This is a genomic window from Pseudomonas sp. B13(2017) (assembly GCF_002113245.1).
GTDB lineage: Bacteria > Pseudomonadota > Gammaproteobacteria > Pseudomonadales > Pseudomonadaceae > Aquipseudomonas > Aquipseudomonas putida_Z.
Genome location: NZ_NEJX01000005.1, coordinates 63,554 through 77,487, shown reverse-complemented (window position 1 = coordinate 77,487; position 13,934 = coordinate 63,554). Strand labels below are relative to the sequence as shown.

The 13,934-nt window shown below is 64.9% G+C and carries 12 protein-coding genes; 11 read left to right on the top strand and 1 reads right to left on the bottom strand.

Annotation, left to right across the window (positions count from 1 at the left end):
• The first annotated feature begins 293 nt into the window (after positions 1 to 293).
• The 9 genes from tcyJ (at position 294) to CAG44_RS08905 (ending at position 9,334) form a co-directional block, all read left to right on the top strand.
• Positions 294 to 1,088 (top strand): cystine ABC transporter substrate-binding protein, encoded by a 795-nt coding sequence (gene tcyJ / locus CAG44_RS08945; protein WP_085691958.1) that lies wholly within the window; start codon positions 294 to 296, stop codon positions 1,086 to 1,088.
• Positions 1,085 to 1,753, top strand: coding sequence for a cystine ABC transporter permease (tcyL, locus tag CAG44_RS08940; RefSeq protein WP_025337317.1), 669 nt, complete (start codon positions 1,085 to 1,087; stop codon positions 1,751 to 1,753). The genes tcyJ and tcyL overlap by 4 nt, the downstream gene beginning before the upstream one ends.
• A gap of 2 nt (positions 1,754 to 1,755) precedes the next feature.
• Positions 1,756 to 2,514 carry an L-cystine ABC transporter ATP-binding protein TcyN gene (gene tcyN, locus CAG44_RS08935; RefSeq protein WP_013970435.1) on the top strand — a complete coding sequence of 253 codons (759 nt, stop codon included), beginning with the start codon at positions 1,756 to 1,758 and terminating at the stop codon, positions 2,512 to 2,514.
• A gap of 325 nt (positions 2,515 to 2,839) precedes the next feature.
• Entirely contained in the window at positions 2,840 to 4,081 is a 1,242-nt protein-coding gene (locus CAG44_RS08930) for an SfnB family sulfur acquisition oxidoreductase (protein ID WP_085691957.1), read from the top strand.
• A gap of 142 nt (positions 4,082 to 4,223) precedes the next feature.
• A complete protein-coding gene (locus tag CAG44_RS08925) occupies positions 4,224 to 5,405 on the top strand; it encodes an SfnB family sulfur acquisition oxidoreductase (RefSeq protein ID WP_085691956.1) in 1,182 nt (393 codons plus the stop codon).
• The gene (locus CAG44_RS08920; protein ID WP_085691955.1) at positions 5,405 to 6,796 is read left to right on the top strand and encodes an LLM class flavin-dependent oxidoreductase; all 1,392 of its coding nucleotides are present in this window, start codon (positions 5,405 to 5,407) and stop codon (positions 6,794 to 6,796) included. The genes CAG44_RS08925 and CAG44_RS08920 overlap by 1 nt, the downstream gene beginning before the upstream one ends.
• Positions 6,789 to 7,589, top strand: a complete 801-nt coding sequence (locus CAG44_RS08915; RefSeq protein ID WP_085691954.1) for a MetQ/NlpA family ABC transporter substrate-binding protein — start codon at positions 6,789 to 6,791, stop codon at positions 7,587 to 7,589. The genes CAG44_RS08920 and CAG44_RS08915 overlap by 8 nt, the downstream gene beginning before the upstream one ends.
• Before the next feature lies 1 nt (position 7,590).
• Entirely contained in the window at positions 7,591 to 8,700 is a 1,110-nt protein-coding gene (locus CAG44_RS08910; RefSeq protein WP_085691953.1) for a methionine ABC transporter ATP-binding protein, read from the top strand.
• Positions 8,690 to 9,334 carry a methionine ABC transporter permease gene (locus tag CAG44_RS08905; RefSeq protein ID WP_008096606.1) on the top strand — a complete coding sequence of 215 codons (645 nt, stop codon included), beginning with the start codon at positions 8,690 to 8,692 and terminating at the stop codon, positions 9,332 to 9,334. Before CAG44_RS08910 ends, CAG44_RS08905 begins: the two co-directional genes overlap by 11 nt.
• Positions 9,335 to 9,463: 129 nt before the next feature.
• Here CAG44_RS08905 and dibA read toward each other — a convergent pair whose 3' ends face one another.
• Positions 9,464 to 11,359, bottom strand: a complete 1,896-nt coding sequence (gene dibA / locus CAG44_RS08900) for a phosphodiesterase DibA (RefSeq protein ID WP_085691952.1) — start codon at positions 11,357 to 11,359, stop codon at positions 9,464 to 9,466.
• Positions 11,360 to 11,505: 146 nt separating this feature from the next.
• Here dibA and desA point away from each other — a divergent pair, with 146 nt between their 5' ends.
• Together desA and CAG44_RS08890 are read left to right on the top strand one after the other, a co-directional pair.
• Positions 11,506 to 12,690 (top strand): delta-9 fatty acid desaturase DesA, encoded by a 1,185-nt coding sequence (gene desA, locus CAG44_RS08895; protein ID WP_039614263.1) that lies wholly within the window; start codon positions 11,506 to 11,508, stop codon positions 12,688 to 12,690.
• Positions 12,691 to 12,801: 111 nt separating this feature from the next.
• Positions 12,802 to 13,830, top strand: a complete 1,029-nt coding sequence (locus tag CAG44_RS08890) for a sensor domain-containing diguanylate cyclase (RefSeq protein WP_039614264.1) — start codon at positions 12,802 to 12,804, stop codon at positions 13,828 to 13,830.
• Positions 13,831 to 13,934 lie beyond the last annotated feature (104 nt).

The following is a 13,934-nucleotide window of genomic DNA, read 5'->3' as shown; positions in this document are numbered from 1 at the left end:
CTGTGCGGTCTCTGTGGGAGCGGGTTTACCCGCGAAAGGGCCGAACCTGCCTACATGCAATCCACTCTACGGCAAATCCATCCCTTGGAAAAAACAACGCTTTATTCCATCCTGCGCTAAGTCAGGCATAAGCCGCGATGACGGAGCAGGCAACCTCGCCTACCCTCAAAGCAGCCAGCACCTGGCAAAAACTAAAAAGGAAATAACAAAATAATTTTTTAGTATTTCCTGGCCTAAGCAGCCGACCCTATAGTCGCCACCCACCACTTACACAACAAGCGCGGGGCTCTGAAATGTCGAAATTCGCCAAACCGCTACTCAACGCCAGCCTGGCACTCCTGCTGGGTGCCGGCCTGCTCGGCCAGTCCTTCGCCGGCGAGCAGCTGAAGACCATCCAGGAAAAAGGCGTGATCAACGTCGGCCTCGAAGGCACCTATCCACCGTTCAGCTTCCAGGACGAAAACGGCAAGCTGACCGGCTTCGAAGTGGAACTGTCCGAACTGCTGGCCAAGGAGCTGGGGGTAAAGGCCAAGGTGCAGCCGACCAAGTGGGACGGCATCCTCGCCGCACTGGAGTCCAAGCGCCTGGACGTGGTGATCAACCAGGTGACCATTTCCGAAGAGCGCAAGAAGAAGTATGACTTCTCCGAGCCTTACACCATCTCCGGCATCCAGGCGCTGATCCTGAAGAAGAAGGCCGAGCAGCTGAACATCCACAAGGCCGCAGACCTGGCCGGCAAGAAGGTCGGCGTGGGCCTGGGCACCAACTACGAGCAATGGGTCAAGAAGGACGTGCCGCAAGCCGATGTGCGCACCTATGAAGACGACCCGAGCAAGTTCGCCGACCTGCGCAACGGCCGCATCGACGCCATCCTGATCGACCGCCTGGCCGCGCTGGAATACGCGCAAAAAGCCAAGGACACCGAACTGGCCGGCGATGCCTTCTCGCGCCTGGAAAGCGGCGTGGCCCTGCGCAAGGGTGAGCCGGAACTGCTGGCAGCGATCAACAAGGCGCTGGACAAGCTCAAGGCTGACGGCACGCTGGCCAAGCTGTCCGAGAAATACTTCGGTGCCGATGTCACCAAATGATTGCTGAAAGCCTGCAACTCGTTGTCGACTCCGCGCCCTTCCTGCTGAAGGGCGCGGGTTATACAGTGCTGCTCAGTGTTGGCGGCATGTTCTTCGGCCTGCTGCTGGGCTTTGCCCTGGCACTGATGCGGTTGTCGAAGATCTTGCCGCTGAACTGGCTGGCGCGGGTCTACGTGTCGTTCTTCCGCGGCACGCCGCTGCTGGTGCAGCTGTTCGTCATCTACTTCGGCATGCCGCAGATCGGCATCGAGCTCGACCCGATCCCGGCCTCGCTGATCGGCCTGTCGCTGAACATGGCCGCCTACATCTGCGAAATCCTGCGCGCGGCGATTTCCTCGATCGACCGTGGCCAGTGGGAAGCCGCCGCCAGTATCGGCATGACCCGCGTCCAGGCCATGCGCCGGGCGATCCTGCCCCAGGCCTTGCGCACCGCACTGCCGCCGTTGGGCAACAGCTTCATCTCGCTGGTCAAGGACACCGCCCTGGCGGCGACCATCCAGGTGCCCGAGCTGTTCCGCCAGGCCCAGCTGATTACCGCGCGCACCTTCGAAGTGTTCACCATGTACGTGGCGGTGGCGGTCATCTACTGGGTGCTGTGCAGCATCCTCGCGCACTTCCAGAACCGCATGGAAGCGCGAGTCAACCAGCATGACCAGGAGCATTGAGCATGATTGAAGTCAAAGGCCTGACCAAGCGGTTCAAGGGCCAGACCGTGCTCAACGGTATCGACCTGACCGTGCAGCCCGGCGAAGTGGTGGCCATCATCGGCCCCAGCGGCTCGGGCAAGACCACCTTCCTGCGTTGCCTCAACCTGCTGGAAACACCCGATGCCGGGCAGATCCAGATTGGCGACATCAGCATCGACGCCAACCGCCCGCTGGGTGGGCAGCAAAGTGCGATTCGCCGCTTGCGCCAGCAGGCCGGGTTCGTGTTCCAGAACTTCAACCTGTTCCCTCATCGCACCGCCCTGGAAAACGTGATCGAGGGGCCGGTGATCGTCAAGAAGACGCCCCGCGAGCAGGCCATCGAACTGGGCCGGCGCCTGCTGGCCAAGGTTGGCCTGGCGGGCAAGGAAGATGCCTACCCGCGGCGCCTTTCCGGTGGCCAGCAGCAACGGGTGGCCATCGCCCGCGCCCTGGCCATGGAGCCGGAGGTGATCCTGTTCGACGAGCCGACCTCGGCGCTGGACCCCGAACTGGTGGGTGAAGTGCTGGCGACCATCCGCGGCCTGGCCGAGGAGAAGCGCACCATGATCATCGTTACCCACGAGATGAGCTTTGCCCGCGATGTGGCGAACCGGGTGATCTTCTTCGACAAGGGCGTGATCGTGGAACAGGGCGAGGCCAAGGCGCTGTTTGCGGCGCCGAAGGAAGAGCGTACCCGGCAGTTCTTGCGCAAGTTCCTGGGGACTGCTGCCTCCGAGTAAACCTGCACTGGCCCTATCGCCGGCAAGCCAGCTCCCACAGATACCCCACAGTAATCAAGACCTGTGGCGTCCTGTGGGAGCTGGCTTGCCGGCGATAGGGCCAGTACATCCACAGCAAATCCCTCCTTCTATACATATTCCAAAGAGTTAGTTCATAAACTTTTTATAAAGCATTAGGGTATATAAACCGGACCACCGGACCAGCACACATCTGTCGCGATCAGCTGTAGCGGCATTACTTTTTTGTGAGGTCAGGAATGGTCAGGATCACAATCACCCCAGTGCGTAACGCCAGGGCATTGAGTGCAGCCAAGGAGCGGTACTGATGTCCAGCCAACCCAATACCCAATTCCACAGCGATCTCGACAGCTCGCCCCTGCTGCTGCCGGCCAAGGTACTGCGCAACGACGCCGAAGCCCTGCAAGCGGCCCGCGAACTGGCCGAGGTCGCCCGCGAGCAGGCCGCCCGCCGCGACCAGCAACGCAAACTGCCATGGGCCGAGATCGAACTGTTCACCCGCAGCGGCCTGGGCAGCATCAGCGTACCCAAGGCCCATGGCGGCCCCGATGTGTCATTCGAGACCGTGGCCGAAGTGTTTCGCCTGATCAGCGCCGCCGACCCGGCCCTGGGGCAGATCCCGCAGAACCAGTTCGGCATGCTGCAACTGCTGCGCCTGACTGCCACCGAGGCGCAACAGGCGGTGATCTTCCGCAGCGTGCTCGATGGCTGGCGCATCGGCAATGCCGGCCCCGAACGCAGCACCAAGGACACCCTGACCCTCAAGGCCAGGATCACCCGCGTCGGCGACAGCTATCACATCAGCGGTGAGAAGTTCTATTCCACCGGCGCCCTGTTCGCCCACTGGGTGGCGGTCAAGGCACTGGACGACGAAGGCCGCCAGCGCCTGGCATTCGTGCGCCGAGGCAGCCCGGGGCTGCGCATCGTCGATGACTGGTCCGGGTTCGGCCAGCGCACCACTGCCAGCGGCACCGTGCTGCTCGACCAGGTACCGCTGGATGCCGACCTGGTGATCGACAACTGGCGCCAGCGCGACATTCCCAACATCCAGGGCGCTGCCTCGCAGCTGATCCAGGCGGCGATCGATGCCGGCATTGCCGAAGCGGCGATCGAAGACGCCATCAGCTTCGTGCGCGAAAAGGCCCGGCCATGGATCGAGGCCAAGGTCGACCGCGCCAGCGACGACCCTTATGTAATCGCCGACATCGGCCGCCTGAAGCTCGAGCTGCACGCCGCCGAAGCGCTGCTGCGCAAGGCCGCGCGGGTCCTCGACGAGGTCAACGCCGCGCCGATCGATGCAGCAAGCGCGGCGCGGGCCTCAATCGCGGTGGCCGAGGCCAAGGTGCTGACTACCGAGATTGCCCTGCAGGCCAGCGAAAAACTGTTCGAGCTGGCCGGCAGCCGCGCCACCCTCGCCGAGTTCAACCTCGACCGCCACTGGCGCAATGCCCGGGTGCACACCCTGCATGACCCGGTGCGCTGGAAGTACCACGCGGTTGGCGCTTACCACCTCAACGGCACCTTGCCCGCGCGGCATTCCTGGATCTGACTTGCTGCCTTTGGGGCTGCTACGCAGCCCTTCGCGGGCTCGCCCGCTCCCACAGGATTACCAGCGCCTGAACAGGCATCACTTTACCTGTGGGAGCGGGCGAGCCCGCGAAGGGCCGCGCAGCGGCCCCCGGAGAAACACCATGACTACAAACATCATCACCAGCGACACCCAAGCCCTGAACGTCGCCGAAGAAGTCGCCCGACACCTGCGCCGCGACAGCGCCCTACGCGACCGCGAGCGCCGCCTGCCGCACGCCGAACTGGAACTGTTCACCCGCTCCGGCCTGTGGGCCATCAGCGTGCCCAAGGCCTTCGGCGGCGCCGGCGTGTCCAACGTCATCCTGGCCAAGGTCATCGCCCGCATCGCCCAGGCTGACGGCTCGCTCGGGCAAATCCCGCAAAACCATTTCTACGGCCTGGAAGTGCTGCGGGTAAACGGCACACCCGAACAGCAACAGCGCCTGTACGCCGAAGTACTGGCCGGCAGCCGCTTCGGCAACGCCCTGGCCGAACTGGGCACCAAGACCGCCAACGAGCGCACCACTCGCCTGACCCGCGACGGCGATGGCTTTCGCATCAACGGCCGCAAGTTCTACTCCACCGGCGCCATCTACGCCCAGCGCATTCCCACCTCGGTGGTCGATGAGCAGGGCGTACAGCACCTGGCCTTCGTCCCGGCCGACAGCCAGGGCCTGCAGGTGATCGACGACTGGAGCGGCTTCGGCCAGCGCACCACCGGCAGCGGCTCGGTGGTGTTCGACAACGTGTACGTCAGCGCCGCCGACGTGGTGCCGTTCCAGAGCGCCTTCGAACGCCCCACCCCGGTCGGCCCGCTGGCGCAGATCCTTCATGCCGCCATCGACACCGGCATCGCCCGCGCCGCATACGAAGATGCCCTGCACTTCGTGCGTACCCGCAGCCGCCCCTGGGTCGACTCCGGCCTGGACAAGGCCAGCGATGACCCGCTGACGCTGAAAAGCTTCGGCCACCTGGCGATCCGCCTGCACGCCGCAGAAGCCTTGCTGGAGCGCGCCGGCGAATACCTGGACCGCGCCCGCGACGACAGCACTGCCGACAACGTGGCCGCCGCTTCCATCGCGGTGGCCGAGGCCCGTGCCATCAGCACCGAGATTTCCCTCGCGGCCGGCACCACTCTGTTCGAACTGGGCGGTAGCCAGGCCACCCTGGCCGAACACAACCTCGACCGCCACTGGCGCAACGCCCGCGTGCACACCCTGCACGACCCGGTGCGCTGGAAGTACCACGCCATCGGCAACTACTACCTCAACGATGCCAACCCACCACGCCGGGGGACCATCTGATGGCCAAGCAGATCCTGCTCAATGCCTTCAACATGAACTGCATCGGGCACATCAACCACGGCCTGTGGACCCACCCACGGGATACCTCGACCCAGTACAAGACCCTGGATTACTGGACCAGCCTGGCGCGCCTGCTGGAGCGCGGCTTGTTCGACGGGCTGTTCATCGCCGACATCGTCGGCACCTACGACATCTACGGCCAGTCGCTGGACGTCACCCTCAAGGAGTCGATCCAGCTGCCGGTCAACGACCCGCTGCTGCTGGTCTCGGCCATGGCCGCCGTCACCCGTCACCTGGGCTTCGGCCTTACCGCCAACCTCACCTACGAAGCGCCGTACCTGTTCGCCCGGCGCCTTTCCACCCTGGACCACCTGAGCAATGGCCGGGTGGGCTGGAACATCGTCACCGGCTACCTCGACAGCGCCGCCCGGGCCATGGGCCTGACGCAGCAACCCGAGCATGACCGCCGCTACGACCAGGCCGACGAGTACCTGCAGGTGCTGTACAAGCTGCTGGAAGGCAGCTGGGCCGACGATGCCGTGGTCGCCGACCGCCAGCAGCGCGTCTATGCCAGGCCCGACAAGGTGCGCAAGGTCAACCACCAGGGCGAGTTCTACAAGGTCGACGGCTACCACCTGTGCGAGCCCTCGCCGCAACGTACACCGGTACTGTTCCAGGCCGGCAGCTCGCAGCGTGGCCTGGCCTTCGCCGGCAACCATGCCGAATGCGTGTTCATCAGTGGCCAGGACAAGGCCGCCACCCGCGCCCAGGTCGACAAGGTGCGCGCCGCCGCCCAGGCCGCTGGCCGCGACCCGCAAGCGGTCAAGGTGTTCATGGGCATCACGGTGATCGTCGCCGCCACCGAGCAGCAGGCCCAGGCCAAGCATGCCGAGTACCTGCGCCATGCAAGCGCCGAGGCCGGGGTCGCGCACTTCGCAGCGTCCACCGGCATCGACTTCGCCGCCTACGCCCTGGACGAGCCGATTGCCTTCAGCCAGGGCAACGCCATCCAGTCGGCCACGCGCCAGTTGCAGGACAACGCCTGGACCCGCCGGCGCCTGCTGCAGCAGCACGCCCTGGGTGGCCGTTACGTGACCCTGGTCGGCGCGCCCGAGCAGGTGGCCGAACAGCTGATCGCCTGGATCGATGAAACCGGCCTGGACGGTTTCAACCTGACCCGCACCGTAACCCCGGAAAGCTTCGAGGACTTCATCGACCTGGTCATCCCGCAGTTGCAACAGCGTGGCCGCTACAAGACCGCCTACGCCGAAGGCACCCTGCGCGAAAAACTGTTCCAGGCCGACCACCCGCACCTGCCCACCGACCACCCTGGCGCGGCTTACCGCTTTACCTCTACCCCTGCCCCGACTGGAGCCCTGCACCATGCTTGATAAACTGTTCCGGCCCGTCGCGGCCATTGCCCTCACCCTCGGCCTGTCCGCCAGCACGCTGGCTGCCGAACCGCTGAAAATCGGCACCACCTCGGCCTTTGCCATCCCGCTGGAAGCCGCAGTGGAAGAAGCGCACAAGCAAGGCCTGGAAGTGAAGCTGGTCGAGTTCAGCGACTGGATCGCACCCAATGTCAGCCTCAACAGCGGCGACATCGACGTGAACTACTTCCAGCACATCCCGTTCCTGGAAAACGCCAAGGCGGCCGCGGGCTTCAACCTGGTGCCCTACGCCCCGGGCATCATCAACAACGTCGGCCTGTACTCGAAAAAGTACAAGAGCTTCGCCGACCTGCCCGAAGGTGCCAGCGTGGCCATCGCCAACGACCCGATCAACAGCGGCCGTGGCCTGCAGCTGCTGGCCAAGGCCGGGCTGATCACCCTCAAGCCGGGGGTCGGCTACAAGGCCACCGAGGACGACATCGTCGCCAACCCGAAGAAACTGAAGATCCTTCAGGTCGAGGCCGTGCAGCTGGTTCGCGCCTATGACGACGCCGACCTGGTGCAGGGCTACCCGGCCTACATCCGCCTGGCCAACAGCTTCGACGCTGGCTCCGCTCTGCTGTTCGACGGCCTGGAGAACAAGGAGTACGTGATCCAGTTCGTCATTCGCCCGCAAAGCAAGGACGACCCACGCCTGGCCAAGTTCGTCGACATCTACCAGCACTCGCCAGTGGTGCGCGCAGCCTTGGACAAAGCCCACGGCAAGCTCTACCAGGCCGGTTGGGAGGGCTGACATGAGCCAGGCCAGCGCGCTCCGGGCGCCCACCGCACAACCACTGCCGCCAACGGCCAGGGAGCAGGCCTTGCGCCCGGAGGTCAATGAAGCCCATGTGCGCTTCATCGGCCTGGGCAAGACCTACCCGGGCCAGGCGCAACCGGCCTTGCAAGGCATCGACCTGAATATCCGCCATGGCGAGATCTTCGGCATCATCGGCCGCAGCGGCGCCGGCAAGTCATCGCTGCTGCGTACCATCAACCGCCTGGAGCAACCCAGCCAGGGCCGGGTGCTGATCGACCAGGTAGACATCGCGCCCTTCGACGAGGACCACCTGGTAGCCCTGCGCCGGCGTATCGGCATGATCTTCCAGCACTTCAACCTGATGTCAGCCAAGACCGTGTGGCAGAACGTCGAGCTGCCCCTGAAGGTGGCCGGCGTGGCCAAGGCCGAACGACAGCGCAAGGTGCGCGAACTGCTGGAGCTGGTCGGCCTGCAGGAAAAGCACCACGTGTACCCGGCGCAGCTGTCCGGCGGGCAGAAACAGCGCGTGGGCATTGCCCGGGCGCTGGTGCATGACCCCGAGATCCTGCTGTGCGACGAGGCCACCTCGGCGCTGGACCCGGAGACCACCGCTTCCATTCTCGAACTGTTGCGCGACATCAACCAGCGCCTGGGCCTGACCATCGTGCTGATCACCCACGAGATGGCGGTAATCCGCGATATCTGCCACCGGGTGGTGGTGCTGGAACGTGGAGAAGTGGTCGAGCAGGGTGAGGTCTGGCGGGTGTTTGGCTCACCTCGCCACGAGGTCACCCGTACCCTGCTGGCGCCGTTGCAAGCCCGGTTGCCAGCCGCGCTGCAAGCCAGCCTGCGGGCCAGCCCGGCAAGCCGCGACAGTGCCGTGGTGCTGAGGCTGACCCTGCTCGGCGAGCCCGAACTGTCTGCCCTGTTCAACGAACTTGGCGGCCGCGTGCGCCTGCTGCAAGGCGGTGTGGAAACCATTGGCGAGCATGCCCTGGGGCAGCTGATCCTGTCGGTGCAGCACTCGCCGCACGACACCCATCAATTGCTGGAACGCGCCCGCCGCTGGGTCGAGGACGTGGAGGTACTGGGCCATGTGGTTTGATCGCCTGCTGGAAGGCTTGCTCGATACCCTGCTGATGGTTGGCGTGTCGTCGCTGATCGCCCTGCTGGTGGGGGTACCGATGGCGGTGCTGCTGGTCACCAGCGACAAGGGCGGGATCTTCGAGGCGCCGCTGCTGAACCGGGTGCTGGGTGCCTTCGTCAACCTGTTCCGCTCGATCCCGTTCCTGATCCTGATGGTCGCGCTGATCCCCTTCACCCGCCTGGTGGTGGGTACCACCTATGGCGTGTGGGCGGCGGTGGTGCCGCTGACCATTGCCGCCACGCCGTTCTTCGCGCGGATTGCCGAGGTCAGCCTGCGCGAAGTCGACCACGGCCTGGTGGAGGCTGCGCAGGCCATGGGCTGCCGACGCTGGCACATTGTCTGGCACGTGCTGCTGCCAGAGGCGCTGCCGGGGATTGTCGGGGGCTTCACCATTACCCTGGTGACCCTGATCAACTCCTCGGCCATGGCCGGAGCGATCGGTGCCGGGGGACTGGGGGACATCGCCTACCGCTATGGCTACCAGCGCTTCGACAGCCAGATCATGCTGACCGTGATTGCCATGCTGGTGGCGTTGGTGGCGTTGATCCAGCTGGGTGGAGACCGGTTGGCGAAAGGCTTGAACAAACGATAGTTCGGGGGCCGCTGCGCGCCCCATCGCCGGCAAGCCAGCTCCCACAGGGCCAGCGCTGCCCTCCAGCCTTGTGAGTACTTGTGGGAGCTGGCTTGCCGGCGAAAGGGCCGCAAAGCGGCCCCGGCGATCTCAACCCCAGCGCAAATCCCCGGCAGGCACCGGCCGCCCGAACCAGTACCCCTGCCCCAGCTGACACAGCTCATGCAGCAGGAAACTGGCCTGTTCTGCCTGCTCGATGCCCTCGGCATGCACCTGCATGCCCATGCTGCGGGCCAGGGCGATGATCACCCGGACGATCGCGATGTCGTCCTCATCCAGCGGCAACCCGGCAACGAAGCCCTGGTCGATCTTCAGCTTCTGCACCGGCAAGCGCTTTAGCCGCAGCAGCGATGAATAACCGGTGCCGAAGTCGTCGATGGCCAGGGTCACCCCCAGCTCGCGCAGGCGATGCAACTGCTCCAGGGCCACCTCCGGGTCCTCCATCACCGCGCTCTCGGTCACCTCCAGCTCCAGCAAGGCCGGGTCCAGACCGGTGTCGTGCAGCACCTCGGCCACCTGCTGGTACAGCTCGTGCTGGCCAAACAGGCGGCTGGAGATGTTCACCGCCACGAACGCCAGCTGCCGCCCTTCACCCTGCCATCGCACCATCTGCCGACACGCCTGGCGCAGTACCCAGGCGTCGATCTCGGCAATCAGCCCGGTACGCTCGGCAATCGGGATGAACTCGCCCGGCGGCACCAGGCCGCGCTGGGGGTGCTGCCAGCGCACCAGGGCCTCGACGCCGACCTGGCGGCCGCTCGCCAGGTCGTGCACCGGCTGGTAGAACACTCGCAGCTCGTCCTGCTCCAGGGCCCGGCGCAGCTCGCCGGCGGTTTCGACCCGCTGCTGGGCGTGGGCGGTCAGCTCTTCGGTGTACAGCGCATAGCAGGCCCGCCCGTTGCTCTTGGCCTTGTACAACGCCGAGTCGGCATTGCGCAGCAACTGCTCGGCACTCAAGGCATCGCTGGGGAACAGGCTGATGCCCACGCTGACACTGATGAACAGGCGGTGACCGTCGAACAGGAACGGCTCGCGCATGCGCTCGATGATGCCCTGCGCCAGCTTGCCCGCCTGGCCGACCTCATGGCAGTTTTCCGCCAGCACGCCAAATTCGTCGCCCCCAAGGCGCGCCAGGGTCACGCCGCTGCCCAGCACCTCACCCAGGCGCTCGCCCACCAGTTTCAGCAACTGATCGCCAATGGTGTGACCAAGGCCGTCGTTGATGCTCTGGAAGTGGTCCAGGTCCAGCAACAGCAGGGCACAACCACGCTTGTTGGCCTGGGCTGCCGCCAGGGCCTGCTCGACCCGGTCGTTGAACAGCAGGCGGTTGGGCAGGTCGGTCAGCGGGTCGTGGTGGGCCAGGTAGGCCAGTTCCTGTTCCGAATGCTTGATCGCGCTGATGTCGCTGAACACCGCCACGTAATGGCTGAGCTCGCCTTCATCGTCGCGGATGGCGCAAATGGTCTGCCACTGCGGGTAGATTTCACCGCTCTTGCGCCGGTTCCAGATTTCGCCGCTCCACTCGCCCTTTTCCGCCAGGGTGGCGAATATCTGCTGGTAGAACGCCAGGCCATGGCGGCCCGACTTGAACTTGTTCGGGCGCTGGCCGATGACCTCGCCCTGCTGGTAGCCGGTGATGCGCATGAAGGCACGGTTGACGTGCACGATCAGGCCATGGCGGTCGGTCACCAGCACGCCTTCGAGGGTGCTGTCGAACACTGCCGCAGCCATGCGCAGGCGTTCACGGTCTTCACCACGCATACGCGCGCCAACACCGATGAAGTCGAGCAGCCGCACCCGCGACACATAGATCAGCAAGGCGCTCAGCAGCACCCAGACCACCACGTTGATCTGCCGGCCCACGGTCAGTGCCAGGGGATCCTCGGTCATGCTGTGCAACACCACCTCGGCCAGCGTCAGCCAGAGGATCGAGAGCACCACATACAGCGCAGCCATGCGCAAGGCGTCGCGAACGGAAACAGACATGTCGGGTGCAATTGCCCATAAAAAATGATGGGGCATTATAAAGGCTGAAACATGTCGTGACTTCCTATCTGAACGGGTGACTGTATTTATTTCCTGCCCAAGGGATAATCAGCCCCTCCTCCTGCATTCCGAGGGTATTTACACCTATGTGGTACAACGGCCTGCTCGACTTGTCGGCCTGGCAACTGGTCGGCATCACCCTGCTGATGACCCACGTGACCATCGTCAGCGTCACGGTCTACCTGCACCGCTATTCCGCGCACCGGGCCCTGGAGCTCAATGGCGCGCTCAAGCACTTCTTCCGTTTCTGGCTGTGGCTGACCACGGCGCAGAACACCCGCGAATGGACTGCCGTCCACCGCAAGCACCACGCAAAATGCGAAACCCCCGACGACCCGCACAGCCCGCTGTACAAGGGCCTGGGCACGGTGCTGCGCAAGGGTGCCGAGCTTTACCGGGAAGAGGCGCGCAACCCCGAAACCCTGCGCATCTACGGCAAGAACTGCCCGGACGACTGGATCGAGCGCAACCTCTACTCGCGCTACAAGCTGGGCGGCATCGCGCTGATGGCGGTAATCGACCTGCTGCTGTTCGGCACCATCGGCATCACCATCTGGGCAGTGCAGATGATGTGGATTCCGTTCTGGGCCGCCGGCGTGGTCAACGGCCTGGGCCACGCTCTCGGCTACCGCAACTTCGAGTGCCGCGACGCCGCCACCAACCTGGTGCCGTGGGGCATCGTCATCGGTGGCGAAGAGCTGCACAACAACCACCACACCTACCCCAACTCGGCCAAGCTGTCGGTCAAGCGCTGGGAGTTCGACATGGGTTGGGCGTGGATCCGCCTGTTCTGCCTGCTGCGCCTGGCCAAGGTACAGCGCGTGGCGCCCATCGCCCACCGGGTGGCCGGCAAGGCCAGCCTGGACATGGACACCGCCATGGCCATCCTCAACAACCGTTTCCAGATCATGGCCCAGTACCGCAAGCTGGTGATCGGCCCGCTGGTCAAGCAGGAACTGGCCCGCGTCGATGCCTCGCTGCGCCACCACTTCCGCCGCGCCAAGCGCCTGCTGTCGCGCGAGACCAGCCTGCTGGAAGACCGCCACCATGTGCGCATCGAGTCGATGCTCGCCCACAGCCAGGCGCTGAAGACCATCTACGAAAAACGCCTGGCCCTGCAGCAGATCTGGGCGCGCACCAGCGCCAACGGCCACGACATGCTGGCCGCCATGAAAGACTGGGTACACGAGGCGGAAACCAGCGGCATCCATGCCCTGCGCGACTTCGCGGCACAGCTCAAGACCTACTCCCTGCGCCCGACCGGCGCCTGACCGGCGCCTGACCGCCGTTGATCGGCACGCCCCTTTGGCGGGGCGTGCCGCCCGGAACTTCGCCCTCTCGTTTACACTCATATCTGGCACATCGCCCGCGTGGCGGGCCAGATGCTGGCCGCACGCTTTCACGCCGAGATCTGCTCCGTGCACATGGCCAAGAACATTCCAACGACACTGCCCGGCACCCCGCCTCCCGAAGCCGCCCAGACCTTGCTTGCGCTGCTCCACGCCCAGGGCGAGGTTGCCCGCCTGAGCGAGCGCGAGCAGCTGTTCAGCTCGCTGCTCGACAGCGTCAACGCGGTGCTATGGGCCTTCGACTGGGAAACCCGTCAGGTGCTGTACGTCAGCCCCGCCTACGAGCGCATCTTCGGCCGCCCGGCCAGCCTGGTGCTGGCCGACTACAACGAGTGGCGCGACAGCATCTACCCCGACGACCTGGAGTTCGCCGAGCGCAGCCTGGCCCAGGTACTGCTCAAGGGCTCGGTGGAAGACCGCGAGTACCGCATCCTCAATGCCGACGGCCAGCTACGCTGGCTGAGCGACAAGTGCTACATCAACCAGCAACGCGATGGCGACCGGGTGATCATCGTCGGCATCGCCGAAGACATCACCGAGAAGAAGCAGCTCGAAGGTGAACTGCAGCGCCTGGCCACCACCGACGTGCTGACCCAGAGCAGCAACCGCCGGCACTTTTTCGAATGCGCCCAGCAAGCCTTCGACAGCGCCCGCGAAGACGGTACGCCACTGGCCTTCCTGCTGCTGGACATCGACGACTTCAAGCGCATCAACGACAGCTACGGTCACCAGGAAGGCGACCAGGTATTGCAGCAGATCGCCGATAGCGGCAAGGCCGTGCTACGCCGAGGTGACCTGTTCGGGCGCATTGGTGGCGAGGAGTTCGCGGCAGTGTTCCCCGGCTGTAGTGCCCAGGTCGCGGAGCAGATTGCCGAGCGCTTGCAGCGGCAGATCCAGCGGCTGAGCTTCAGCCATGGTGAGCAGACCTACGGGGTGACGGTGAGCCAGGGGGTGACCGGGCTGACTGACGAGGATGTGGCGCTGGACAGCCTGTATGCCCGTGCCGATGCGGCGATGTACCAGGCCAAGCGCCAGGGCAAGAACCAGATCGTCCGCGGCTGAGCCCTGGGGGTGCTCTGCACCCCAATCGCCGGCAAGCCAGCTCCCACAGGTACGGCGCAATCCTCCAGCCTTGTGCAGTACCTGTGGGAGCTGGCTTGCCGGCG